The sequence below is a fragment of the Microvirga flocculans ATCC BAA-817 genome (assembly GCF_000518665.1).
GTDB lineage: Bacteria > Pseudomonadota > Alphaproteobacteria > Rhizobiales > Beijerinckiaceae > Microvirga > Microvirga flocculans.
Map to the genome: position 1 here is coordinate 190398 of NZ_JAEA01000002.1, position 22262 is coordinate 212659.

Annotated in this window: 22 protein-coding genes; 8 read left to right on the forward strand and 14 right to left on the reverse strand. The window is 65.3% G+C overall.

What is annotated here, in order from left to right:
- Nucleotides 1–26 precede the first annotated feature (26 nt).
- The gene (locus L879_RS0104035; protein WP_027314972.1) at nucleotides 27–1271 is read right to left on the reverse strand and encodes a Y-family DNA polymerase; all 1245 of its coding nucleotides are present in this window, start codon (nucleotides 1269–1271) and stop codon (nucleotides 27–29) included.
- Nucleotides 1272–1886: 615 nt separating this feature from the next.
- Here L879_RS0104035 and L879_RS0104040 point away from each other — a divergent pair.
- Nucleotides 1887–2903, forward strand: coding sequence for a Tim44 domain-containing protein (locus L879_RS0104040; protein WP_027314973.1), 1017 nt, complete (start codon nucleotides 1887–1889; stop codon nucleotides 2901–2903).
- Between the two features lie 75 nt (nucleotides 2904–2978).
- On the opposite strand, the gene L879_RS0104045 is transcribed toward L879_RS0104040, so the two are convergent.
- Entirely contained in the window at nucleotides 2979–3560 is a 582-nt protein-coding gene (locus L879_RS0104045; RefSeq protein WP_027314974.1) for a type 1 glutamine amidotransferase domain-containing protein, read from the reverse strand.
- Nucleotides 3561–3705: 145 nt separating this feature from the next.
- Here L879_RS0104045 and L879_RS0104050 point away from each other — a divergent pair, with 145 nt between their 5' ends.
- On the forward strand, nucleotides 3706–3927 hold the full coding sequence (locus L879_RS0104050; RefSeq protein WP_027314975.1) for a hypothetical protein: 222 nt from the start codon (nucleotides 3706–3708) through the stop codon (nucleotides 3925–3927).
- A 46-nt stretch (nucleotides 3928–3973) separates the two neighbouring features.
- On the opposite strand, the gene L879_RS0104055 is transcribed toward L879_RS0104050, so the two are convergent.
- From L879_RS0104055 to L879_RS22570, 5 genes are all read right to left on the reverse strand, one after another.
- The gene (locus L879_RS0104055; RefSeq protein WP_027314976.1) at nucleotides 3974–4696 is read right to left on the reverse strand and encodes a metallophosphoesterase family protein; all 723 of its coding nucleotides are present in this window, start codon (nucleotides 4694–4696) and stop codon (nucleotides 3974–3976) included.
- Complete coding sequence (locus L879_RS0104060) at nucleotides 4689–5504, reverse strand: nucleotidyltransferase family protein (RefSeq protein ID WP_027314977.1); 816 nt, start codon at nucleotides 5502–5504, stop codon at nucleotides 4689–4691. Before L879_RS0104060 ends, L879_RS0104055 begins: the two co-directional genes overlap by 8 nt.
- A 162-nt stretch (nucleotides 5505–5666) precedes the next feature.
- A complete protein-coding gene (locus L879_RS0104065; RefSeq protein ID WP_027314978.1) occupies nucleotides 5667–6392 on the reverse strand; it encodes a Crp/Fnr family transcriptional regulator in 726 nt (241 codons plus the stop codon).
- A gap of 220 nt (nucleotides 6393–6612) precedes the next feature.
- Nucleotides 6613–6987, reverse strand: a complete 375-nt coding sequence (locus L879_RS0104070) for a hypothetical protein (protein ID WP_027314979.1) — start codon at nucleotides 6985–6987, stop codon at nucleotides 6613–6615.
- Between the two features lie 137 nt (nucleotides 6988–7124).
- Nucleotides 7125–7958: a BON domain-containing protein gene (locus tag L879_RS22570; RefSeq protein WP_051435024.1), complete on the reverse strand. Its 834-nt coding sequence runs from the start codon at nucleotides 7956–7958 to the stop codon at nucleotides 7125–7127.
- A gap of 376 nt (nucleotides 7959–8334) precedes the next feature.
- Here L879_RS22570 and L879_RS0104080 point away from each other — a divergent pair, with 376 nt between their 5' ends.
- Both L879_RS0104080 and infA read left to right on the forward strand, forming a co-directional pair.
- A complete protein-coding gene (locus L879_RS0104080; RefSeq protein WP_027314980.1) occupies nucleotides 8335–8544 on the forward strand; it encodes a cold-shock protein in 210 nt (69 codons plus the stop codon).
- Nucleotides 8545–8636: 92 nt separating this feature from the next.
- Nucleotides 8637–8918 carry a translation initiation factor IF-1 gene (gene infA, locus L879_RS0104085; RefSeq protein WP_027314981.1) on the forward strand — a complete coding sequence of 94 codons (282 nt, stop codon included), beginning with the start codon at nucleotides 8637–8639 and terminating at the stop codon, nucleotides 8916–8918.
- Between the two features lie 64 nt (nucleotides 8919–8982).
- On the opposite strand, the gene L879_RS0104090 is transcribed toward infA, so the two are convergent.
- Nucleotides 8983–9531: a sigma-70 family RNA polymerase sigma factor gene (locus L879_RS0104090; RefSeq protein ID WP_027314982.1), complete on the reverse strand. Its 549-nt coding sequence runs from the start codon at nucleotides 9529–9531 to the stop codon at nucleotides 8983–8985.
- Nucleotides 9528–9758 carry a NepR family anti-sigma factor gene (locus L879_RS20405; protein ID WP_035458638.1) on the reverse strand — a complete coding sequence of 77 codons (231 nt, stop codon included), beginning with the start codon at nucleotides 9756–9758 and terminating at the stop codon, nucleotides 9528–9530. Before L879_RS20405 ends, L879_RS0104090 begins: the two co-directional genes overlap by 4 nt.
- Before the next feature lie 235 nt (nucleotides 9759–9993).
- Here L879_RS20405 and L879_RS23110 point away from each other — a divergent pair, with 235 nt between their 5' ends.
- Nucleotides 9994–10152, forward strand: a complete 159-nt coding sequence (locus tag L879_RS23110; protein WP_035458734.1) for a DUF3309 family protein — start codon at nucleotides 9994–9996, stop codon at nucleotides 10150–10152.
- Nucleotides 10153–10335: 183 nt separating this feature from the next.
- Nucleotides 10336–11148, forward strand: coding sequence for a nickel-binding protein (locus L879_RS0104105; RefSeq protein WP_027314983.1), 813 nt, complete (start codon nucleotides 10336–10338; stop codon nucleotides 11146–11148).
- A gap of 30 nt (nucleotides 11149–11178) precedes the next feature.
- On the opposite strand, the gene L879_RS0104110 is transcribed toward L879_RS0104105, so the two are convergent.
- The 3 genes from L879_RS0104110 to L879_RS0104120 all read right to left on the reverse strand — a co-directional run bounded on the left by L879_RS0104110 (nucleotide 11179) and on the right by L879_RS0104120 (nucleotide 17835).
- On the reverse strand, nucleotides 11179–13830 hold the full coding sequence (locus L879_RS0104110) for an autotransporter family protein (RefSeq protein WP_027314984.1): 2652 nt from the start codon (nucleotides 13828–13830) through the stop codon (nucleotides 11179–11181).
- A gap of 196 nt (nucleotides 13831–14026) precedes the next feature.
- Entirely contained in the window at nucleotides 14027–16738 is a 2712-nt protein-coding gene (gene uvrB, locus L879_RS0104115; protein ID WP_035458640.1) for an excinuclease ABC subunit UvrB, read from the reverse strand.
- A gap of 53 nt (nucleotides 16739–16791) precedes the next feature.
- Nucleotides 16792–17835, reverse strand: a complete 1044-nt coding sequence (locus tag L879_RS0104120; RefSeq protein WP_027314986.1) for a DUF808 domain-containing protein — start codon at nucleotides 17833–17835, stop codon at nucleotides 16792–16794.
- 194 nt (nucleotides 17836–18029) lie between these two features.
- On the opposite strand from L879_RS0104120, the gene L879_RS0104125 reads away from it, so the two are divergent.
- A complete protein-coding gene (locus L879_RS0104125) occupies nucleotides 18030–20210 on the forward strand; it encodes an esterase-like activity of phytase family protein (RefSeq protein WP_027314987.1) in 2181 nt (726 codons plus the stop codon).
- Between the two features lie 232 nt (nucleotides 20211–20442).
- Here the strand turns inward: L879_RS0104125 and L879_RS0104130 are convergent, their stop codons facing one another.
- Both L879_RS0104130 and L879_RS0104135 read right to left on the reverse strand, forming a co-directional pair.
- The gene (locus L879_RS0104130; RefSeq protein WP_027314988.1) at nucleotides 20443–20661 is read right to left on the reverse strand and encodes a hypothetical protein; all 219 of its coding nucleotides are present in this window, start codon (nucleotides 20659–20661) and stop codon (nucleotides 20443–20445) included.
- Nucleotides 20662–20874: 213 nt separating this feature from the next.
- The gene (locus L879_RS0104135) at nucleotides 20875–21264 is read right to left on the reverse strand and encodes a DUF3775 domain-containing protein (RefSeq protein WP_027314989.1); all 390 of its coding nucleotides are present in this window, start codon (nucleotides 21262–21264) and stop codon (nucleotides 20875–20877) included.
- 151 nt (nucleotides 21265–21415) lie between these two features.
- Between L879_RS0104135 and L879_RS0104140 the strand changes: the two genes are divergently transcribed.
- Entirely contained in the window at nucleotides 21416–22243 is an 828-nt protein-coding gene (locus L879_RS0104140; RefSeq protein ID WP_027314990.1) for a C13 family peptidase, read from the forward strand.
- Nucleotides 22244–22262 lie beyond the last annotated feature (19 nt).

Genomic DNA, 22262 nt, shown 5'->3' on the forward strand with positions numbered 1-22262 from the left:
GCATGGTCGTTTCGGGTGCGGGCACCTCAGAAATCCTCCGCATCGGGGATGCGGTTGAAGGCAATCTTGGCGCCCGCATAGCCTCCGGGGATCGAGACCTGCGGCCCCCAGTGCAGAAGCGTCCTGCGGTGGCTGGCATTGAGCCGGTCGGCGAGGACCGACAGGTATTCCATGCGGCGCTTGAGCTGGGCTTCCGGGGTATAGCCGAACAGGTCCGCCTCGATCTCCGCCATCGGCACCAGATCGTGCAGGGTCACGTGGACGCTGCGGCTGCGGCGCATGTCCTCTCGCTCGGCGTGAAGAAAGAGGCGGCTCAGGGATGCCAGGAGGGACGGGTCGTCCCAGGTCGGCTGGAACCGCTCTTCCCCATACCATCCGGCGCTGTTCCTGTCCGTGAGCCACAGGGCGAGCGCCCGGGCCGCAAAGCCCGCCCGGCGCATCCGCGCGGAAGCCTTGGCGAGCAGCACCCGGGCGGCCGCATAGGCCCCGTTCAGGGAGCGCCAGTCGGCGGGAAGAACCCGGCCATGGCCGAACATGCGGCGGCGGGTTTCCGGTCGCTCCACCGTATAGCCGTGCAACCCCATCCAGAGCCGCTCGCCCTCGACGCTGCCCCACAGGCGGCGCAGCTCCTTGGGCTGGAGCGACCAGAGCGCGGCCATGTCGCCGATTCCGGCGCGGGCAAGGCGCGCCGCGTTGCCCCGGGCGATGCCGGGGATATCCGTGAGCTCCAGGGACAGCAGGCGCCCCGGCAGATCGGCCGGGTGAAGGGCCACGAGGCCGTCGGGTTTTTCCATCTCGGCGGCGATCTTGGCGAGCAGGTCGTTGGGTCCCAGGCCCACCGAGCAGGTGAGGGTAGGGCCGATCCGGGAGGCGATGACCTCCTTCACCTGCCTACCGATCTCGATCGCCCGCGCACCCTCGGAGGGCAGGAGGGCGCAGACCATCTCGTCGATGGAGCAGACCGCCTTGACGGGAAGAACCGTCTCGATGGTCTCGACGATGGCGCGGTGGAGTTCCACATAGACCTCGTGCCGCGCCGTCACCAGGACAAGGCCCGGGCAGGCCTTGCGGGCATCGCGCACGAAGGCGCCGCGCTTGATCCCTAGAGCCTTGGCCTCCCGGCTGACGGCAATGAGCCCCGTATGTTCCGAATCGACCGGAATGACCCCGACCGGCCTCCCGCGCAGGTGCGGCTGGAGATGCTGCTCCGCGCTCGCGAAGAAGGAATCGAAGTCGACATAGAGCCGCTCCAGGCCCGTCGGTTTGCGCATCGCCCTTCACCTGTCCCGTTGTCGTCCTGCCGGCTTCGCGGCGGCGATCCGGATCCGCCCCGCGGAAACGTGCTCCGGCGCAGCGTGCGGGTCCGAAGGTCCGCATCGTGAAACCATCGGGCTCGTCCCGTGCGGCCCTCACTCGAACAAATCATGAACACAGCATCGGCGACGAGTCGAGGGGCGGGCCTGTGGATAACGGGGAAGAGTCGCGCGGATTAACCCGCCTTGTCCTTGAGGAATAAACGCTATGAAAGAGTGTTCTCGTCACCGAACGAAAATAGAACAATAAGAGTCCCGCATGTCATCGAGAGATGCTGCAGCGCATTAAGCTTTTGTTAACTATCAGGTTGCCGCAGAGGTAGTTTTGTCGATTCATTTTCAAGCGTCTCCGCGTGAGGAGGGAGCGCGGTGCCTGCTCTTCGGGGAAAGGCCTGTCGAGCGACGGCGCGTGCTCAAAAAATGCCGCTTTCGCGGATTCCGGAATCTGCCCCATGGCCTTGGAATCGCTCGAAGAGGAAGGGAAATCGCACGGCGCCGCTCTTTTGCAGGCATGGCCCCATGACTACATGTGCCCTGGAGCATCCTGCTCCGCAGGGATGAAACACGAATACGATGATGAAATTCGCTTCTCGCCGCAGCCGGGTCATGATCGCCCTGGCGGCCGCTTTGGTCCTTGCCGGGAGCGCGGCCGAGGCCCGCGTCGGCGGACGGAGCAGCTTCGGATCGCGCGGCGCGCGCACCTACACGCCTCCTCCGGCGACCCGCACGGCCCCGGAAGCGGCGGCCCCGATCCAGCGCTCGCAGATTCCGAACCAGGGACCGAACGTGACCCGCCCCGGGACGCCCGCGCCCAACGTGGCGCAGCCGCGCCGTTTCGGCTTCGGCACGGGCCTGATGGCCGGTCTCTTCGGTGCGGGCCTGCTCGGCCTGCTGTTCGGCAACGGGTTCTTCGGCGGCCTCGGCGGGCTGGCCTCCATGTTCGGGCTTCTGCTCCAGATCGGCCTGATCGTGCTTTTGATCTCCTTCGCCATGAAATGGTTCCGCCGGCGTCAGGAGCCTGCCTATGCCGGCCCGGCCCAGAATCATGCCCGCTCCATGGGCGGCAGCGTTCCCCCCGTGGGCGGACGGCCCATGGCCGGGGGGCTCGGCGGATTGGGCGGCGGTCTCGGCGGCATGATGGGCAGCCAGCAGCAGACGGCCGGAGCGCGTCTGGGCGTGCGTGACGAGATCGGCATCGGCGAGAGCGACTACGCGGCCTTCGAGAAGGGGCTCGTCGAGATGCAGGACGCCTATTCCCGCGAGGACGTCGCCAAGCTCTGGACGCTCGCGACCCCCGAGATGGCAGGCTACATCCAGGAAGAGCTCAACGACAACGCCGGACGCGGGGTCGTGAACAAGCTCTCCAACGTGCGCCTGCTCCAGGGCGATCTGTCCGAGGCCTGGCGCGAGGGCGCGACGGATTACGCCACGGTCGCCATGCGCTTCGGCATCACCGATGTCATGGTGGACAAGGCCACGGGCCGGGTGGTCGAAGGCGATCCGAACCGGGTCGAGGAGGCCGTCGAGCTCTGGACGTTCCGCCGGGATCAGGGCGGTTCCTGGAAAATCTCGGCAATCCAGCAGGCCTGAGACGCCACGTTGACGAAGACCAAAGCGGCCGGTTCTCACCGGCCGCTTTTTTCATGTGCGAATCCGGCTGTGCGGTTACTCCGCGGCCTGGCGTCGACCCGCATGGGAGCCCTCGCGCACTTCCTCCACGATCTTGCTCACGAAGGCGTCGAGATCGCCGGGATTGCGGCTGGTGATGAGGCCCTGGTCGGTGACGACGGCCTCGTCGCGCCACTGTCCGCCCGCATTGATCACATCCGTCTTGATCGAGTGATAGGACGTGCATTTCCTGCCTTTGATGACGCCGGCCTCGATCAGAAGCCAGGGTGCGTGGCAGATGGCGGCAATGACCTTGCCCGCCTTATTGAAGGCGCGAACGATCTCGACTGCCTTCGGCTCGACGCGCAGCTTGTCCGGGTTGATCTGCCCGCCGGGAAGCACGAGCGCATCGTAATCGGCCGGATTCACATCCTCGATATTCTTGGCGACCGCCACGGACTTGCCCCAGTCCTTCTTGTCCCAGCCTTTGATGGCATCGGGCTGCATGCGGGATTTCGGGGCCGCGACCTCGACCGTCGCGCCGGCTTCGGACAGCTTCTGCTGCGGCACCATGAGCTCCGATTGCTCGAAGCCATCGGTCGCCATGATGAGGATCTTGGCCTGTTTGATGTCAGGCATGACGCTTCTCCATCGTTCTCAATGCATCGGGGAACCTGTTGGGAACGGATGAGGCGGGGAGGGGTTCCGCGCGCAGGCTCGGCTGGAACCCTGTTCGCGCGGGCCTGTTGTCCCAGTCACGGATTTTGAAATTTTCGGAGGCACGATGGTCAATCCAGGCGCTCCCACGAACGAGCCGACGCCCGGGGGCAACATCCCGAGCGAGGTGCCGCCCGGCACCGTTCCCGACGAGGAGCCGGATACCGGTCCGACCGGACCGCGCACGCCCTATCCCGTCAACGATCCCGGCATCTCCGATCCGCGCGGGCCCGGCTCGGAACCGGATTACCTGCCTGGCAATCCGACGGATCCCGGCACGCGCATGTGATGGCGGAGGAAAGCATGGCAGAGAGCGGGCTGCATGCTGCATCCGCTCAAATTTCGAGGAGCGCATAAGGCTTTCCGGTCGGCTTCTCGATGTGCCTGGCAACGTTGTAGACGGGTTGTCCGCCCGGCGTGCGGCCTTCGTAACGGCCGCGATGCGCATGTCCATGCACGATGGCGCTGACCTTGAACCGGTCGATGGTCTCGGCGAGGCGCGACGAGCCCAGGAACGGATAAATCTCCAGAGGCTCGCTCTCGATGGTGTCGGTCACCGGGGCGTAGTGAAGAACGACCACGGAGCGCTTGGCGCGCACCTGTCGCATGGCGTTCTCGAGCCGCAGCGTCTCGTTCATGGTCTCGTTGACGAACTGCTTCATGGCGGGCTCGCCGAAATAGCCGAGCATGCGCCGTCCGAAACCGCCGGCGAAACCCTTCACACCGACGAAGCCGACGCCGTCGATCTCGACCGATTGTCCGTCGAGCAGCTTCATGCCGACATCGCGCAGGATGCGCGCGACTTCCTCATGGGCGCCGCATTCGTAATCGTGATTGCCGAGCACGCCCACGACCGGGATCGAGCAGGCCTTCAGATCCTGCGCCAGAAGCTCGGCCTCCTTCGGCTTTCCGAGATCCGTCAGGTCTCCGGCGAGCACGAGGACATCCGCTTCCTTCGAGATGTCTCCGAAGAGCTCGCGATAGGATTCCGCATTGTCCTCGCGAACGTGAAGATCGCCCAAGGCTGCGACCTTCAGGGGGGGCTGCCTGTCACTCATTGCGCCATTCGCCTTCGCCTCCCACGTCGGCGAAGCCCCATTGCTTCACGTCGATCTCGTAATCGACGCGCGAAAACATCCGGCCGCGGCAGACCTTCATCTGAGGCGGAGGAAGATCGAGCTGCTTACTGAGCCTGTCGAGAAGCTCGTCCATCACCCAGCGGGGAACCTTGTCGCGCTCGGACGGATAGATCCAGCGGAAGTTGAGAAGATGCATGAGCAGCACTTCCCAATGCACCTCCATGTAGGCGAGCAGGCCCTGCCAGTCGATCTGGTCGTGCGCCTTCAGGATCGTGTGCGCCACGTCGGCGCCGTCGTAGCGGTGGCGGAGCTGGATGAAGCATTTCGACCAGACAAGTTCCGTCGGCCCGACGATGCGCACGGGCGTACCGAAGACCTCGATCTGGCGCGCATTCTCGAACCAGCGATCGCCAATCGGCATCGTGCCGTTGGACGAGGCGAAGATCACGTCGAAGAAGTAGCGGCCCTTGAAGACCTTGCCGAGCCAGCGGTCGTCCTCGATCTCGATGGAATATCCGAGATTCTTGAAGTGCGAGAGTACGCGCGTGTAATCCCCGGCCTTGCAGAAGATGTCGAGATCCTTCGTCGGGCGCGTGATGCCCGTATAGGCCGAGAGCGCATAGGTGCCCGCGAGCAGGAAGGGCAGGCCGAGCTTGTTCAGCTCCTGCAGAGCCTCGGCATAGAAGGCTTCGGATTCCGGATGCTTGAGCGTGGGTTCGGCCTTGGCGTCCATGATGGGAACAGCTGGATGAGCGCTCGCGCCGAGAGTGGGTTCGTGAACTGCCATGGCCTTGTCCGAAGCGCGGCCGATGATGGCTCGCGTTCGACAACAGAATGGCTACCGCGAAGTTCCGTTCAGGCCCGGCCCGATGCCGAAGAGGTGATCGCCGGATCGGGCCGCCGGCAAGGTCAGGCCGTCCGATCCAGGTTCCGCTCTTGAGCCAGCGGGCTAATCCCGCTCGATCTTCTGATCGACGTGCAGGTATTCGGGATTGTACTGCGCCGCCTCCTGAAGGCGCGCCCAGTCGTTGATGATCATGAGCTTGCCCTGCGACGTGATCAAACCCTCGGAGCGAAGCTCCTGGAGCACGCGGTTGACATGAACGGTGCTGATGCCGAACGCATCCCCCAGTTCCTCCTGCGTGATCGGCATCTCGAAGCTGTTCTCGTTGACGAGGCCGACGGAGTCGAGACGGTCGCGCAGCTCGCAGAGGAAATGCGCGAGCCGCGCGCGGGCCTCCATCCGGCCGAGGGTGGTCAGCCAGGCCCGGTGGATGGCGGCATCGACCAGCGTGCAGAACCAGAGGACGCGGGTCAGATACGGAAAGCACCGCGTGATCTCCTTCAAGTCGCTGTGAGCGACCAGGGCCACGGTGCAGGTCGTGAGCGCGACGACACCGTCGTCGAGCGGCTTGAGGAGAAAGCTGTGCAGATCGGCGAAATCGCCGGGAATGTGAAGGGCGGTGATCTGCCGTTGCCCTTCCGGCGAATGATTCTGGCGCACGGCGAAGCCCGAGACGATCAGGCTGCTGTAGGAAAGCGAGCTGCCCCCGTGCGCGATTTCCTCACGGGGCTTGTAGACCACTGTCCGGGCGATGATCTGCTGGAGGATCTGTCGCTCGTCCTGAAAGAGAATCCCATGCCGTTCAAGCTTTTGGATAAGAGGGTTGGTCATCGTCGCTGCCGCCAAACTCTAAAGCATCGGACCCAAAAGTGGATTTACACTTTAGGGAGCGATCCGATGCTTCCTTCCTTGATGAGCGCATCGTTTGGGCACTAAACCGGGTCCACTTTTGCGCACGATGCGCTATAGCATGCGCATGACCTAGGGCGTCGGTTTCCAAAGTGGAGAGCCGCTGCGATGCCTGCCCTGCCTATCCTGAGTGAGTGCTGCGCTAATGATCCCCGTGCGAGACCCGCACGTCACGGGGGCTGTTGAGGATTTCGAGCAGGCTGTTGGCGATGTGCCGGGCCTCGTCGTCCTTCAGTCGCAGCAGGAACGGCGGCATCATCCCCGCCTGGAGCGCCACCACGGCCATGCCGTGCTCATCCATGCCGACATCGATCGTTTGGGAGGTCACGTCCACGATCTCTTCCGGCATGTCGTCGTCTTCGCCCGTGCTCTCGCCGATGGCGGCAAGCAGCTGGCTCACGGCCCTGACCAGCGAGCGGGCCGCTTGCGGGTCCATGACCACGGCGGTGGATTGCTCGCCCTTCTGGAAGGCCAGTTGAATGTTGTCGCCCTCGAGCGTGACGGAAATGCCTGCCATGAGTCTCCTCGTCCTTACCCCTTCCATATGGGGCTTCGCCGCAGGAAGGGAAAGGCAGGATCTTGGTACGACGAATGCGCTTCGCGCCCAAGGGGAGAAGCGCAGTCTGGTAAACCGCGATGCCGGGAGAGCCTTGTTCAGCCCCCGCTGCCGGAGGAACCGCCCTTCTTGCGAAGGCCTTGGCCGGAGCTCGCGGCGTCCGGGACGCCGACGCTGCCGGCTCCGGCAGCCCCCGCGCCGGACATCGTGGATCCGGCGATCCCCGCATCCGCGGGTTGCTGGATGCGCAGGTTGTTCTGCACATGGGTGACGCCGGAGACCGATTCCGCAATATCCTCCGCGTGGCGCTTCTCGAACCGGCTGGTCACGGTGCCCGAGAGCGTGACCTCACGCTTATCCACCCGGACCTCAATCTCCGAGGCATCGATGTGCGGGTCCTCGGTAAGGCGATCGCTCACGTCCTCCAGGATGCGGGCGTCGGAACGCAGGTAGCCCTTCGGTCCCCGGCCGCGATACCGGCCGGTCTCGCGCACGTCCCTCTCCCGTCGCCGCTCGGCCTCCTCGTTACCAAACCAGGAGCGTACCTCGTCGCCGGCACGCTCAAGGAAGCTGCGTTCCTCGCCATAGTCGCGCGAGCCCCGGCCGAAACTTTCGGTCCCGTACTGGCCCCGGCCGTAGCGATCCGGCTCATAGCGGTTCCATTGGCGCCTGTTCCCGAACTCGAACAGGGGTCGCTCATCGCCGACTACGTCGTGCCAGTCGAGGGCCGAGCCGCCCGTTCCGTAACCGGACGAATCCCCGAAATCCCGCGCCCGATGCCGGGCATGAGGTTCCTCCGGCCCTAAACGGCGGTCGTAGCCCGCTCTCGGGTTGCCGAAGCCGCGGCGGGCGATGTAGCCCTCGTCCTCGCTCCAATCGGTATCCCGGCCGCCGAAGCGGTCCGGATCGTAGCGGTTGCGGTCGGTGGCCATAGGAGCGCTCCTCTTGTCCTGAAAGGGCCGTGTCTCCTCAAAAGGGCGTCCGGCCCGAGACACCAACGTGAAGGGGAGGGCGGGCGTTCCTAGACCGGACAGGCAGCGGGGAAACGGGCGTTTTCTCCCTCCGGTCCGACGTAAAGGTGGCCCTGTCCGGGCCGCCGAGGGCGCGAAAGATGCAAGAGCGTGGGGCATTGCCTTGCATTTGCCCTATCCGTACCCTAGGTAGCTCTGATCGACATTTGGCCGGACGACTGGGCTTCCCGCTTTGGCACTGCCGGGCGCACGTTCCTTCTTTCTACCATCTATCGACTAACGGATGGCTGGCTTCGAGCCCCCATCCACGTGCAAACGACAGTGAAGAGGATTTCCCATGGAACAGGGAACCGTGAAGTGGTACAATGAAACCAAGGGTTATGGTTTCATCCAGCCCGATAATGGCGGCAAGGACGTGTTCGTTCACGCCACCGCTCTCGAGCGCGCCGGCATGCGCGGCTTGCGCGAAGGCCAGAAGCTCTCCTATGAGCTTCAGACCGACCAGCGCACCGGCCGCCAGTCTGCAGTGAACCTGCAGAACGCGTAAGGTTTCATGCCGGAGGACGTGGCCGCCACGTCCTCTTGCATATGAGCCGTTCCGGTTCAGGGGCGGCTTTTTTGTTATGAGGAAGGCTTTGCATGGCAAAGGAAGAACTGATCACCTTTGAAGGACTCGTGACCGAAATCCTGCCCGACGCGCGCTACCGCGTGCAGCTCGACAACGGGCACGAGGTCATCGCTTACACGGCCGGCAAGATGAAGAAGAACCGCATCAAGACGCTCGCCGGAGACCGCGTGACCGTCGAGATGTCGCCCTACGATCTCGAGAAGGGCCGCCTCATCTTCCGTCACAAGGATTCGGGTGCCTCTTCCGGTCCGCGTCCGCCGCAGCGCGGCAATCCGCAGTTCCGGCGTCGTTAAGAGGTCCCTGGCGGCCTCTTGAAGGCGCGCCAAGGGCCGTTCATGCCGCAGTGACGGCGTCAGGTCAGGCGACCGCGTGCATCACCGACAGGGTGACGCGGTCCGGGCCGATATCCTCCTCCATATCGGTGAAGTGCATCAGCTCGGCGAGGCGGTTGCGGGCGCGGTTGACGCGGCTCTTGATGGTGCCGACCGCGCAGCCGCAGATTTCCGCCGCCTCCTCGTAGGAGAAGCCTGATGCCCCCACGAGCAGCAGCGCCTCGCGCTGGTCGTAAGGCAGGCGGGCGAGCGCCTTCTGCAAATCCTCGAAGTCGAGATGGGGCATCTGGTCCGGCTGGACCGAAAGGGAGGCGGCGTATTTGCCGTCCGCATCCTCCACCTCGCGGCGGCGCTTGCGGTACTCGGAATGGAACAGGTTGCGCAGAATGGTGAAGAGCCAGGCCTGCATGTTCGTGCCCGGCTGGAAGCGGCCGATGTTGGCGATCGCCCGCATCAGGGTTTCCTGCACAAGGTCGTCGGCACGGTCCACGTTGTTCGTCAGCGAAATGGCAAAGGCGCGCAGGTTCGGCGTCGCCTTGAGCATGGAATCGCGAAGATCAATGTCGATGCTCATGATTGCTGCTTTTCCCGCTTGACCTCATCCAGCCGGTTGATGATCTCGATGAACCGGTCCGGTACCGGCTGTTCCCCGAGCGCCAATGTCTCATAGAACTGGCGCAGCCTTTGGCCGATCTGCGCCTGGACCGAGCGGCTCAAGGCCGGCGAGCCCGATCTGTTGAGGCCCGGGACGGGCTCGGTATCCGTGTATTGAGGCAAGGAGTTCGGGTTTTTTTTCTGCATGGGTTGTCCTGGACAGTCGAGCGCAAGCGACCTCCCGCAGGGGGCGCCCTAGCCGGCGGCACCCAGTCGCGGTGGGGTAACGTCAAGTCAGGACGATCGTTCCGCGGTTCCCCTTACCTCTTCGGACTCGTCCACAGGCAAATTTGGTGGGAACCTTTTTCCATACGGCCAAGTTTCTCTCCCACGAAACGCGGCCCCCTTTCGAATGGCCGCGCCAATGAAGGGAGACTTCACGATGGCGGTCAGCACCATCCTGCTCATTCTGGTCATTCTGCTGCTCATCGGCGCCGTGCCGGCTTGGCCCCACAGCCGCAGCTGGGGCTACGGCCCGAGCGGCATCCTGGGCGTCATCCTGCTCATCCTCATCATTCTGTTGCTGATGGGGCGGCTGTAAGGATTAGCGCTAAGAGAAACGACGAGGGCGGCCCTGGGGTCGCCCTTTATCTATTCCGTATGGGAAGACTCGACTTCTGCCGGAAGCCGGACCTGCGCTGTTCGGGCAATGGCGATCGAAGTCGGCAGATTCCGTTTTACCACCGAACGATGTAGATTGTCCGGGGGGCTCGGGAGGAAGCCGATGCCCATTTATCTCGACCGGCATGAGCTCAAAGGCTTGACCGCCGCCGACGTGGCCGAGGTTCACCTCAAGGACCTGGAGTTGCAGGGGCATTACGGGGTGCGGTTCCTGACCTATTGGTTCGACGATACCCGCGGCACGGCGTTCTGCCTTATCGAGGCGCCCGACATCCAGACCGCCATGCGGGTGCACGACGAGGCTCACGGCAACATCGCCCGTGACGTGATCGAGGTCGATCTCTCCGCCGTCGAGGCTTTCCTGGGCCGCGTCTCCGATCCGTCGCCTGGAAGCCCAGCAGCGAGCGCCAAAGTCGATGCGGCGCTGCGCACCATCATGTTTACCGACATCGTCGATTCCACGGCCATGACGGCGCGCCTCGGCGACCGGCTGGCGGTCGAGATGGTGCGCGCCCACGATGCCATGGTGCGCCGCGCCCTGCACGACAGGGGCGGGCGCGAAGTCAAGCATACCGGCGACGGGATCATGGCAGCCTTCGACGATGCGGTCGCTGCCGTGGATTGCGCCCGCTCCATCCAGCAGGCATTCGAGGCCTTCAACCTCGCAAGCCGCGAAAAGATGACGGTTCGCATCGGTCTCGATGCCGGCGAGCCCGTGGCCGATCACGACGACCTCTTCGGCTCGACGGTGCAGATGGCGGCGCGTCTGTGCCAGAGCGCCGAGCCCGGGAGCATCGTCGTCTCCAAGGCCTTGCGCGGTCTTCTGGATAATCGGTTTCGTCTTGCAGATCTCGGATCGCGTCCCTTGAAGGGATTTGTGCAGCCCGTCCCGGCCTTCGCAGTGGCGTGGCGATGAGGGGAGGCCGCCGGTGCCGAAACGCCGTGCTCAGAACTGGGCGGTGAACTGCCCGCGCACGGATTGGCTGTTGCTGGTCTCGCCGTAGCGCCCGTCATAGCGCAGCCCCAGAGTTGCGGCCGGGGTGACGAACCAGTCGAGACCCGTCTCGACGATCAGGCTGTCCCGGTCCATCGGGGTGCCGACGATGAGGAAGGGATCGCCTCCCGCGAGGAACTGGTTGTCGGTCATCGGGAGCCGGTCGCCGAAGGCATGGCGCCAGCCGATCAGGGAATAACCCTTGAGGCGTCCGTCATCCGTGAGATCGCCCGACAGGCGCAGGCCCAGCATGGTCGAGGCATTGTCGAAGGCCTGGGTCGTGCCGCGCAGGGCCATGGAGCCGCCATCCTCCGTGAACGAGCCCTTGCCCGTGTGAACATAGGACAGGTTGGCGACCGGCTCCGCCGTGAGGCGTCCGATCAGCACCGGATAGCCGATTTCCGCGAAGGCGCCGGCGCTGTCGAACCCGAGGCCGCCTGAGGCCCGGTCGGAGAAGCCGGTGAAGGCCGCGCGGCGGCTCATGTCGAGGTCGTGGCGGGTATAGGTCGCGCCGCCCCGCAGGGCGAAACCGCCCCAGGCGCCGGAGCCGTAGAGCGCGGCGTGATAGCTGTCGAGCGTGCCGGATGAGAGGCGGCCTCCCAGGTCGAACCGGGTCTGCGTGTAGGCTCCCGCCATGCCGACGCGCCAGACGGTGTCGAAGGTCGTCTCGGCTCCGAGAATGAGGCCGCCTGTGTTGCTGTCGATGGAGGCGAGGCCCAGGCCGGTCCTGCTGCCGTTCCGGCTCCAGTTGCCGAAAGCCTGCCCCCAGAGGTCGAGCGTCTGGCCCTTGGCGCGCGGGGCAGCGGGGAAGGCGGGAGTTGCCGCATAAGCCGTCGGCGCAGGGGCGGGCGCGGCGCCGAGAGCGATGCCGTCCATCGTCCGCAGGCGGGTCAGGAGCGCCCGGTGAATGGTTTCCGTATCCGCTGCGGCAAGGCCGGTGGCCGTGGCGTAGCCTTCGCCGGAGAGGAGATCGAGCGCGATGAGGACTTCCGGGATCGTGGGCTGCGCCAGAACGATGGGCAGGAGCGGCCCCCTCATGCTCTGGGATTCGAGGGCGAGGCCCGTGCTGATCTGGTTCCAGGTGCGCCCAACCTCGTCGAGGGTGACGACGGGCTGGGATGGATCATCCGGGTCGTCCGGATCTGTGGGATCGTCCGGCTCCTCTGCCGTTCGCTGGAGCGTGACATAGACATTCGTCGCGTCGTAGCTCAGGACCGGCTGCAGCAGGGCGAGGCTCGCCGTGACGCCCTGGAAGCGCGGCCCAGCGAGGCTCGTCGCCGTCAGGATGCGGTAGGGCGTGTTGACCACGTAGCCGCGGGTGACGTCCACGGCCACGTTGCCGCCGTTGATCGTCGCGGTTCCGTTCACCTGGACCCGATCGCTCTCTCCCCGATCGTTCACGCGCACGTTGAAGCGGGAGCCGGAGGCGAAGGTGGCGGAGGAGGCTGTGAAGGTGCCGAGAGCCGCCCCTCCACCCGGAGCCAGAATTCCTCCCGATGCGATATCGAGCGCCCCGACCGTACCGGTGCCTGTCAGAGTCGCGCCGCTGGCCACCGTGACGGGGGAATTCGGCATCGAGGCGTTCAGGGTGAGGACCCCGGAGCTGACCGCCACCGGCAATGCGGCGCTGTTCGTCCCCGTCAGCGTCCAGCCGGCATTGCCGATCTTCTCGAGCCGCTCGAACCTGCGATAACGGCCGGCGACGCTGTCGATCTCGGACACATCGAGACTGCCGCTATCGACGCCGAACGCGACGGTATCGGTGTCTCTCCCACCATCTATGTAACTGTCAAACGTGGAATTGCCGCCAATGACGTAGGTATCGTTACCAGCGCTAAGGATGACCGAGCCAAAATCGCCGTCGGTCCTGTTCAGGATCCCGTAATTTTCAAACCGGTCGTTCCCGGCACCGCCGCCGAAAGCGGCGCCGCTGTCCGAGGAGATCGTGCCACGGTTGATCGCGAGCGTGGATTCCCCGGCTTGACTCAGCAACACCACTGCGGTTGCGGAGTTGCCGAAACCCAAGACCGTGCTTCTGACGGTGCCATTGTTGATGAAGGTTGCGCCTCCGGCTCCGCCGCGCTCAAACGTGACACCGGAGCCCTGGTTTTCACCGGAGGTCAGGGTGCCGTTGTTGATGACGGTGTTGCCGGTTCCGCTCTCGACATAGACGCTGGCAGCGCTCTGGCCCGTCGTGCCGATGGTGCCGTTATTGACGACGGTGGTGTTGTCGCCGTTGACGATGAGGCCGTGGGTGCCCGCACCGGTCGTAGTCAGGGTCGCGGCATTCGTCATGCGGCTGTTCGAGCCGACGGACACGAACTTGCCGGGCAGGCCGAAGCTCGCTCCGTTCTCGATCACGACCTGCACATCGGTGCTGCCGGGTGCTGCAACGATAGCGGTGGCCTGGGCACCGCCTGCCGCCTGGCAGGTCACACGGGCACCCGTCCCTGGGGCAACGACCGTTCCGCTTCCTGCCGTCAGGATGCAGTCGGCCAGGGCGGTTCCCGTGGAGCACAGGAACGTCGCAGCAGCCAGCGCCAGGGGAAGCAGGCGCGGATGCGCATGGCTGTGGAGGCCGTCGAATCGAAGGGCAGGAAGCATGCGCTGAATTTACCCGCGGGAGCTTACTAAAGCGTTATACCATAGCATATTAAAGGGCTTCGCGCTCTTAGAAAAGAGGAGAATGCTCCGCTTGGCGCCAGATGCGCCGCCCAGTGGATCTTCCGTTGCGGCTCAGGCCTTTTTCGGGGCCGCCAGGAGGCGGCTGGGAGAAGGAAGGGCGAGCTTGCGCCGATCGTCAGCGCCGCCGCCCTCCGCCGCCCTTGTATTTCGGCTTCTGCCCCGCGAATCCTTGAGTCGAACGCCCTGCCGGGCGCTCGCGGTAGTTGAGGGGGATTTCCCGGTCCGTGCCGGGGCCCATCTCGTCGAGGCCGGGCTTGCGGATACGGGTGCCCTCGTCCGAGCGGCCCTTGCCCGAGGGGCCGTAGGCTTCCGAGTCCTCATCGCCCTCGCTCGCGCCGTCGGCCGGGCGGGGCAGGCCCTTCGGGGGCAGGTTCGCGTTGCGGCCGTATTTGCGCGAGCCGCCATACTTGCCCGCGTCTCGCTCCACATCGCTCTGGCGCGCCATGGGATCGTCGCTGACGGCAAGCTCCGTGGCCTGAAGGCGCTTGAGCTCGTCGCGCAGGCGCGCGGCCTCCTCGAATTCCAGGTTGGCTGCGGCTTCGCGCATGCGCTTTCCCATGTCCGCGATGACGGCCTTGAGGTTATGACCGACCGTCCTGTCGGCGAGGCCCGTATCCACGGAGACGTGATCGCGCTCGTAGACACTCTCCAGAATGTCCGCGATGTTTTTCTTCACCGATTGCGGCGTGATGCCGTGCTCGGCGTTGTAGGCGAGCTGCTTCTCGCGGCGGCGGGTGGTTTCCGCAATGGCGCGCTCCATGGAGCCGGTCATCTGATCGGCATAGAGGATCGCCTTGCCTTCCACGTTGCGGGCCGCGCGGCCGATGGTCTGCACGAGGGAGGTTTCCGAGCGCAGGAAGCCTTCCTTGTCCGCATCGAGAATAGCGACGAGCGCGCATTCGGGGATGTCCAGGCCCTCGCGCAGCAGGTTGATGCCGATGAGCACGTCGAAGGCGCCGAGACGCAGGTCGCGGATGATCTCGATGCGCTCCAGCGTGTCGATGTCCGAGTGCATGTAGCGCACGCGCACGCCGTTCTCGTGGAGATACTCGGTGAGGTCCTCGGCCATGCGCTTGGTGAGCGTGGTGACAAGGGTGCGGTAGCCTTTCGCCGCGAGCTCCTTCACCTCGTGCAGAAGGTCGTCCACCTGGGTGCGGGCGGGACGGATCTCCACCACCGGATCGACGAGGCCGGTCGGGCGGATGACCTGCTCCACGAAGACGCCCCCGGTCTGCTCCATCTCCCACTTGCCGGGCGTTGCCGACACGTGGATCGATTGCGGGCGCATCGCGTCCCATTCCTCGAAGCGAAGCGGGCGGTTGTCGAGGCAGGAGGGGAGGCGGAAGCCGTATTCCGCGAGCGTCGCCTTGCGGCGGAAGTCGCCGCGATACATGCCGCCGATCTGCGGCACGGTCACGTGGCTTTCGTCGGTGAAGACGAGGGCGTTGTCGGGAAGATACTCGAACAGGGTCGGCGGAGGCTCGCCGGGCTTGCGGCCCGTGAGATAGCGCGAGTAGTTTTCGATGCCGTTGCACACGCCCGTGGCCTCGATCATCTCGAGGTCGAACTGCGTGCGCTGCTCGAGCCTTTGCGCCTCGAGCAGGCGACCCATGCGGGTCAATTCCTGCAGGCGATGCTGCAGTTCCTCCTGGATGCCCTTGACGGCCTGCTGCAGGGTCGGGCGCGGCGTCACGTAGTGCGAGTTCGCGTAGACCTTCACGAATTGCAGGTCGTTGGTCTTCTTGCCCGTGAGCGGATCGAACTCGACGATCGACTCGATCTCGTCGCCGAAGAGGCCGATGCGCCAGGCGCGGTCCTCCAAGTGGGCGGGAAAGAGTTCGATGACGTCGCCGCGCACGCGAAAGGTTCCGCGTGCGAAATCGCTCTGGATGCGCTTGTATTGCAGGGCCACGAGGTCCGCGATCAGCTGGCGCTGCTCGATGCGCTCGCCCACCTTCACGGAGAAGGTCATGGCCGTATAGGTCTCGACCGAGCCGATACCGTAGATGCACGACACGGAGGCGACGATGATCACGTCGTCGCGCTCGAGGAGCGCACGGGTCGCCGAGTGGCGCATGCGGTCGATCTGCTCGTTGATGGAGCTTTCCTTCTCGATGAAGGTGTCCGAGCGCGGCACGTAGGCTTCAGGCTGGTAGTAGTCGTAATACGAGACGAAGTACTCCACCGCGTTGTCGGGGAAGAACGACTTGAACTCGCCGTAGAGCTGCGCGGCCAGAGTCTTGTTCGGCGCGAGGATGAGGGCAGGGCGCTGCGTCTCCTCGATCACCTTCGCCATGGTGAAGGTCTTGCCCGAGCCGGTGACGCCGAGCAGCACCTGGTCGCGCTCGGCGCGGCGCACGCCGTCGACCAGTTCGCGGATCGCCTGCGGCTGGTCGCCCGAGGGTGTGAAATCGGATTTGATCTTGAACGGAATGCCGCCTTCCGACTTTTCGGGGCGCGGCGGGCGGTGCGGCACCCAGGGCTTGCCGTTCTTGAAGCGCGGATCGCCCTCGGTGAGCAGCCTGGTGAGCGCATCGACCGTGGCGGAGACGCCGGAGCCGGGAGAGAGGTCCCCCAGTTCCTCGGCTACGTCCGGTCCGCTATCGGAACCTGTCAGGCCCAGCTTCTTGGCGAGCGCCGGGTCGACGTCGGTGACGTCGCCGTGGATGAATGTCTCCTGCGCGCGCTCGGCAAAACCCTCGGCCGCCTCCCGCTCCCGGTTGACCGCGGGATTGAGGAGATCGGCCAGATAGGGATCCAGCGGCTTCAGCTCAGGCTTCGATGCCTTCCCGGTGGAAAGCTTGGGCTTCTTGGGTGATTTGGCCATAGAACGAATATGGTACAAACGGCCGGGGAATGGAAGGGCGGAGACGCTCCGGCTCAGGCCGAGGTTTCCTCGGCCCTGCGCCGCCGGGCCTTCAGAAGGGGCGCGGCGGCGAAGTGGATCAGCGGGATCAGGAGCGCGCCGATGATCAGCCCGAAGAGGCCGGAGGCGAGCGCCGAGACGAGCCATTCAACGCTCCCCGCGAGCGCCGGAACGGCATGGCCCGCCGCAGCGGCCAAGTCATGAACCGCATGGCCCAGCCATGTGAAGCCGAAGCCTTCGAGTCCGTGGATGATGATGCCGCCGCCGACCCAGACCATGGCGGCCGTTCCGACGATGCTGAGAAGCTTGAGGAGGCCCGGCATGCTCTTCACCAGGCCCCTGCCGAAGGCTTTCGTCAGGGGGGCCGTGAGCCGGTCGCTGTGAAGCGGTTCGGGAGCTTCGCGCCGGAACAGGCTGGAGACGGGCCGGTGGTTGCGGGCCAGGGCCACGCCCATATCGTCGGCCTTCACGATGAGGGCGACGCCGCCATAGACGAGGCCCGTGATGCCGATGCCCACGAGTCCGAGGACCAGGGCCTGCATCCAGGTGGAACTGGCCGGCACGTTGGCGAGCGTGATCGCCATGATCTCGGCGGAGAGGATGAAGTCCGTCTTGATCGCGCTGCTGACCTTCTCGTCCTCGACGGTCTCGGCATCCTGCGCCGCCGCGCCGACGGTCCGTTCGTGCGTATGCGCCTCGTGGGGCATGAGCGCCTCGAACACCTTTTCCGAGCCCTCGTAGCAGAGATAGGCCCCGCCGACCATGAGCAGGGGCGTGATGGCCCAGGGGGCGACGAAGCTGAGGAGAAGCGCCGCCGGCAGGAGATACACGAGCTTGTTCTTCAGCGAGCCCAGGGCGATCCTGCCGACGATGGGCAATTCCCGCGAGGCGGCGAAGCCCACCACATAGCGCGGCGTGACAGCGGCGTCGTCGATCACCACGCCTGCCGCCTTCGCCCCCGCCTTGGCGGCCTGGGCGCCTACATCGTCCAGCGATGCCGCGGCGATCTTGGCGATGGCGGCAACATCGTCCAGCAGCGCAATCAAGCCCATGCTCATGGAGGTACCTGTCGAGATCGTTTCGGCGTGTATGAGAGCTAGAGCTACACGGCTCCCCAGGTCTCGACAACGCCCGATAGCACGGAACGGGTGCAAAACTGCGCAGGCCGGCGAAGGCTTCCTCGCCGTCATCGGCCCGTCATACGACCGGAGCATGACAGGCCGGACAACCTTGACCGTCTCGCGGGGATTCCATGCACCGTTCCTTCATCGCCGGCTCGCTTGCCGCCCTTCTTCTCTCCGGCACCGCGCTCAGCGCCTCCGCCGCCGAGTATTTCGACCGCATCGCCAGCTTCCCCATCACGGCAAACCTGCCGAAGGACGCCGACCAGAAGGCGGAGACCGTGGCCGAGATCATCTCGGCGAGCGAGGACGGCACCCTGCTGATCTATACGGACAGCCCGCGCAAGGCCCTGGGCTTCATCGACATCGCCGACCCGGCCCAGCCGAAGGCCGCCGGAATGCTGGCGCTGCCCGGCGAGCCGACTTCCGTGAAGGTCGTGGGCCAGAGGATCTACGTCGCCGTCAACACGTCCGAGAGCTTCGCCAACCCGAGCGGCAAGCTCGTGACCGTCGACCTCGCGGGCAGGAAGATCGCAGCGGAATGCCCCTTGCCCGGCCAGCCGGATTCCATCGCGGCCCATGCCGGCGTTCTCGCCATCGCCATCGAGAACGAGCGCAACGAGGAGGTCAACGACGGGGCGCTGCCGCAATTGCCCGCCGGAGCCCTGGTGCTGGGAGCCCTGAATGGCGACCAAATCGAGTGCGCAGGCCTCAAGACGGTGAGCCTCACGGGTCTTGCCGCGGTCGCGGGTGAAGATCCGGAACCGGAATATGTCGATGTGTCCGCCGAGGGCAAGGTCGTCATCACCCTGCAGGAGAACAACCATATCGTCGTGGTCGATGGAAAGACCGGAAAGGTCGATGCGCATTTCTCCGCCGGAAGCGTGGACCTCAAGGCCATCGACACCAAGAAGGACGGCAGGATCGATCTTTCCGGCGCCATGGAGAAGGTCGCCCGCGAGCCGGATGCCGTGCACTGGATCGACGCCGACCGTTTCGTGACCGCCAATGAAGGCGACTGGAAGGGCGGCTCCCGCGGCTTCACCATCTTCAACAGGGATGGCCGCGTGGCTTACGAATCCGGCGCGAGCCTGGAGCACGAGATCGTTTCGCTCGGCCATTACCCGGACAAGCGCAACAAGAAGGGCGTCGAGGTCGAAGGCGTCGAGACCGGCCGCTTCGGCAACGACACCTTGATTTTCGTGGGCTCCGAGCGCGCCTCCGTCGTCGCCGTCTATCGCGATACCGGCGCTGCGCCGGAACTCGTCCAGGTTCTGCCGACAGGCATCGGGCCCGAGGGGCTGCTCGCGATCCCGTCCCGCAACCTCTTCATCGCGACCAGCGAGGCGGACCTTCATGGCGAGGGCGGCGTCGCCCCGCATGTGATGATCTACCGGCGGGCCGAGCGCGCCGCTCCCGCCTATCCGACCATCCGCTCCGTGAAGAATGCGGAAGGGTTGCCGATCGCCTGGGGCGCTCTCTCCGGCCTTGCCGCCGACAGGACGCAGGCGGGCAGGCTCCATGCGATCACCGACAGCGTCTATTCCGGCGCGCCGCGGATCCTCACCATCGATGCCACGAAGAAGCCTGCGCTGATCGTCGGCGAAACCCTCGTCACGCGCAACGGCGCTGCGGCGGAAAAGCTCGACCTGGAAGGCATCGCCGTGGCCGAAGGCGGCTTCTGGCTCGCCTCGGAAGGAAATCCCGAGAAGGGGCTCAAGAACCAGCTGATCCGTGTCGATGCGAAGGGCGCGATCACGGAAGAGATCGCGCTTCCCGCGGAGATCGAGAAGGGCGCGAAGAACTTCGGCTTCGAGGGCGTGACCGTGACCGGGTCGGGCGCCGACGAGCTCGTGTGGCTCGCGGTCCAGCGCGAATGGGCCGATGACGGAAAGGGCAGCGTCAAGCTGCTGGCCTACAAGCCTTCGGAGAAGAGCTGGAGCGCAGTGCGCTATCCGCTCGACAATGCCGAAACGGGTTGGATCGGCCTTTCCGAGATCACGGCGGCTGGCGATCGCGTCATCATCATCGAACGCGACAACCAGATCGCGGAGAAGGCGAAGGTGAAGAAGCTCTACGCAGTTTCCATGGCCGAGATGAAGCCCGTCAAGCTCGGCGGCGAGCTGCCCCTCGTGCAGAAGACGCTTCTTCGCGATCTCCTGCCCGACCTGAAGGCGGCAAAGGGCTACGTGCTCGACAAGGTCGAAGGCTTCGCCATCGACGCGGCGGGCGACGCCTATATCGTCACGGACAACGACGGCGTCGACGATTCATCAGGCGAGACCCAGTTCCACACGCTAGGCAAGCTCTGAGACCGAGGCGCACCGGATCGACAAGGGCCGCTTGGAAAGCGGCTCTTGTCGTTAATATCTGCGATAGCTTGAGAGCTGGAGCCGCAAGGAAAAGGGCGACGTCGGCAGGGCAATAAGTCGTCATGAACGCCATCTCTGAATACTGTGCATTCGTCGTGGCGTTAGACTGGAAATCTTCAGGGAGATACCCCGCACGGGATGCGGGATCGCGTTCTCGGGAAGAGAGGCAAGGTCAGGCGGTGAAGGCCGTCGGACCTTTCAGGTAAGCGGCGATGCGGTCGATCTCGACCGCGGTTTCATCGGCCGGTTCCGCTTGCCGGGCTTCGGGTGCGCCGTCCTCGCCCGCAGGGTCGTTAAGGGCGGCGGTATCGTCGAGGGCATCCTGGGCCGGTTGCGGAAGGGGACGCTGCGTATCGTCGTCCGGGCTCTCAGGCGGCTGACGGGGAGACATGTCATCCTCCTTTGGGATTAGGTGGAAGTATCGGCGCGATCCATGTCGCAATTAGGGCGCCGTCACGATGCCAGTAGGAAGAGAAGGGGGGAACACGGGCACTCTCGCAAAGAATTGATGACGGTCCGCTCGCCGGACGACGGGGCGGGAAACGACCCTTCGCTCCAGCGCCGATCCGTCTGCGAGCCGGGGTTCCCTTCGCTCAAGAATGCGTCAGGCGCAGCTGCGGCCCATGGCGCTGAGGCCCTCGTCCAGAAGGTCGGCGAGGTTCGGGATGCCGATGAGCCAGTCCGCCGTCGAGAGGGAGCTCGCGGCCTCGCGCTCCCGGGCCAGGCGAACGGCATCGCCCCATTCCTCGGGCTCCATGTCGCCGCGGCCGATATAGACCAGGGCGATCAGGTCGGCGCGCTCGTCGTCGTTGAGGCCGGCGATCACGTCGCGGATCTCGTCCTCCGTCGCATCGTCCGGCGAGGAGGTCAGCGCGTCGATGCTGCCGTCGTCGATCGGGTTCGAGCCCGATGCCGGATCGGTCGGACCTTCCTTCACGTCGATGGCCCTGACCCGCAGGATGAGTTCGCAAACCTTGTCGAGCGCGATATCCATGAAAATCCTCTTCCGCAGCCCCTTCGCGAGGCCCTTTCCGTCGCAATCCTGACAGGAAAACCCGGAAGAGGGGATTCGGTTCAGCTTGAACCCGGCCCCTGGCGAAGAGAGGGCTCGATGCCTATGGTGGGGCGAGGCTCGAGGAGGTTCCATGCGCCGGTTCATCGTTTCCTGTCTGGTCGGATTGTCCCTTGCGCTCAGCCCCCTGCAGGGGGCCTTGGCGCAGACGGCCAGGCGCGCCGATCAGATCCGCCTGGAGCCGCAGCGTCCGGGCCTCACCGACGTCTATGTCCTGTCCTTCGGCCTGTGGGGACCGCAGAGCGTTTTCGAGAGCGAGGCCAAGGGCGCCGCGCGCGTTCTCGAACGGCAGTTCGACGCGAAGGGGCGCTCCATCGTCCGGTTCAACACCAAGCGCCATTCCGGCGCGACGCCTCGCTCGCTCCTCGCCGCCGCCGAGGCCGCGGGCCGCGCGCTCGATCCGGCCGAGGATGTGGTGGTGCTTGTGCTCACCTCTCATGGCGCGCCGGAGGGCATCGGCCTCGTGGCCGGCCGCGAGGCCCGTCTCGTCACGCCGGGCGATGTGCGGATGCTGCTCGACGAGAGCAGGGCACAGCACCGGGTGGTCATCGTCTCCGCCTGCTATTCGGGCGTCTTTGCCGAGGAACTGGCCGATGAGCGCACCCTCGTCATCACCGCGGCGGCCGCCGACAAGCCATCCTTCGGCTGCCGGGACGGGGCGGCCTGGACCTATTTCGGCGATGCCTTCTTCAACAGGGCCCTAAGAGACGAGGCGCGCCTCGATGCCGCTTTCGACAAGGCCCGCGGCCTCGTTACCCAGCGGGAGAAGCGGGAGGGGTTCGATCCCTCCAATCCCCAGATGGCGGGTGGCGCTCAGGTTCTGGAGCGGCTCAAGGAGGCCTGCGGGGCCGCGCCCGCGCAGCAGGCCGCTTGCCGGTGCGCCCGGACCGCCGTCTGTTGAGCGCGTGCGCCCTGCTTCC

Excerpts from the sequence above, each read along its gene's own strand:
- L879_RS20405 (WP_035458638.1), bottom strand. The coding sequence starts at position 9,758 with ATGCAGAAAAAAAACCCGAACTCCTTGCCTCAATACACGGATACCGAG.
- L879_RS0104045 (WP_027314974.1), bottom strand. The coding sequence starts at position 3,560 with ATGCCTGACATCAAACAGGCCAAGATCCTCATCATGGCGACCGATGGC.
- L879_RS0104110 (WP_027314984.1), bottom strand. The coding sequence starts at position 13,830 with ATGCTTCCTGCCCTTCGATTCGACGGCCTCCACAGCCATGCGCATCCG.
- L879_RS0104135 (WP_027314989.1), bottom strand. The coding sequence starts at position 21,264 with ATGGATATCGCGCTCGACAAGGTTTGCGAACTCATCCTGCGGGTCAGG.
- L879_RS0104035 (WP_027314972.1), bottom strand. The coding sequence starts at position 1,271 with ATGCGCAAACCGACGGGCCTGGAGCGGCTCTATGTCGACTTCGATTCC.
- L879_RS0104070 (WP_027314979.1), bottom strand. The coding sequence starts at position 6,987 with ATGGCAGGCATTTCCGTCACGCTCGAGGGCGACAACATTCAACTGGCC.
- L879_RS0104065 (WP_027314978.1), bottom strand. The coding sequence starts at position 6,392 with ATGACCAACCCTCTTATCCAAAAGCTTGAACGGCATGGGATTCTCTTT.
- L879_RS0104140 (WP_027314990.1), top strand. The coding sequence starts at position 21,416 with ATGCGCCGGTTCATCGTTTCCTGTCTGGTCGGATTGTCCCTTGCGCTC.
- L879_RS23110 (WP_035458734.1), top strand. The coding sequence starts at position 9,994 with ATGGCGGTCAGCACCATCCTGCTCATTCTGGTCATTCTGCTGCTCATC.
- L879_RS0104050 (WP_027314975.1), top strand. The coding sequence starts at position 3,706 with ATGGTCAATCCAGGCGCTCCCACGAACGAGCCGACGCCCGGGGGCAAC.
- L879_RS0104040 (WP_027314973.1), top strand. The coding sequence starts at position 1,887 with ATGATGAAATTCGCTTCTCGCCGCAGCCGGGTCATGATCGCCCTGGCG.
- L879_RS0104125 (WP_027314987.1), top strand. The coding sequence starts at position 18,030 with ATGCACCGTTCCTTCATCGCCGGCTCGCTTGCCGCCCTTCTTCTCTCC.
- L879_RS0104060 (WP_027314977.1), bottom strand. The coding sequence starts at position 5,504 with ATGGCAGTTCACGAACCCACTCTCGGCGCGAGCGCTCATCCAGCTGTT.
- L879_RS22570 (WP_051435024.1), bottom strand. The coding sequence starts at position 7,958 with ATGGCCACCGACCGCAACCGCTACGATCCGGACCGCTTCGGCGGCCGG.
- uvrB (WP_035458640.1), bottom strand. The coding sequence starts at position 16,738 with ATGGCCAAATCACCCAAGAAGCCCAAGCTTTCCACCGGGAAGGCATCG.
- infA (WP_027314981.1), top strand. The coding sequence starts at position 8,637 with ATGGCAAAGGAAGAACTGATCACCTTTGAAGGACTCGTGACCGAAATC.
- L879_RS0104120 (WP_027314986.1), bottom strand. The coding sequence starts at position 17,835 with ATGAGCATGGGCTTGATTGCGCTGCTGGACGATGTTGCCGCCATCGCC.
- L879_RS0104055 (WP_027314976.1), bottom strand. The coding sequence starts at position 4,696 with ATGAGTGACAGGCAGCCCCCCCTGAAGGTCGCAGCCTTGGGCGATCTT.
- L879_RS0104090 (WP_027314982.1), bottom strand. The coding sequence starts at position 9,531 with ATGAGCATCGACATTGATCTTCGCGATTCCATGCTCAAGGCGACGCCG.
- L879_RS0104105 (WP_027314983.1), top strand. The coding sequence starts at position 10,336 with ATGCCCATTTATCTCGACCGGCATGAGCTCAAAGGCTTGACCGCCGCC.
- L879_RS0104080 (WP_027314980.1), top strand. The coding sequence starts at position 8,335 with ATGGAACAGGGAACCGTGAAGTGGTACAATGAAACCAAGGGTTATGGT.
- L879_RS0104130 (WP_027314988.1), bottom strand. The coding sequence starts at position 20,661 with ATGTCTCCCCGTCAGCCGCCTGAGAGCCCGGACGACGATACGCAGCGT.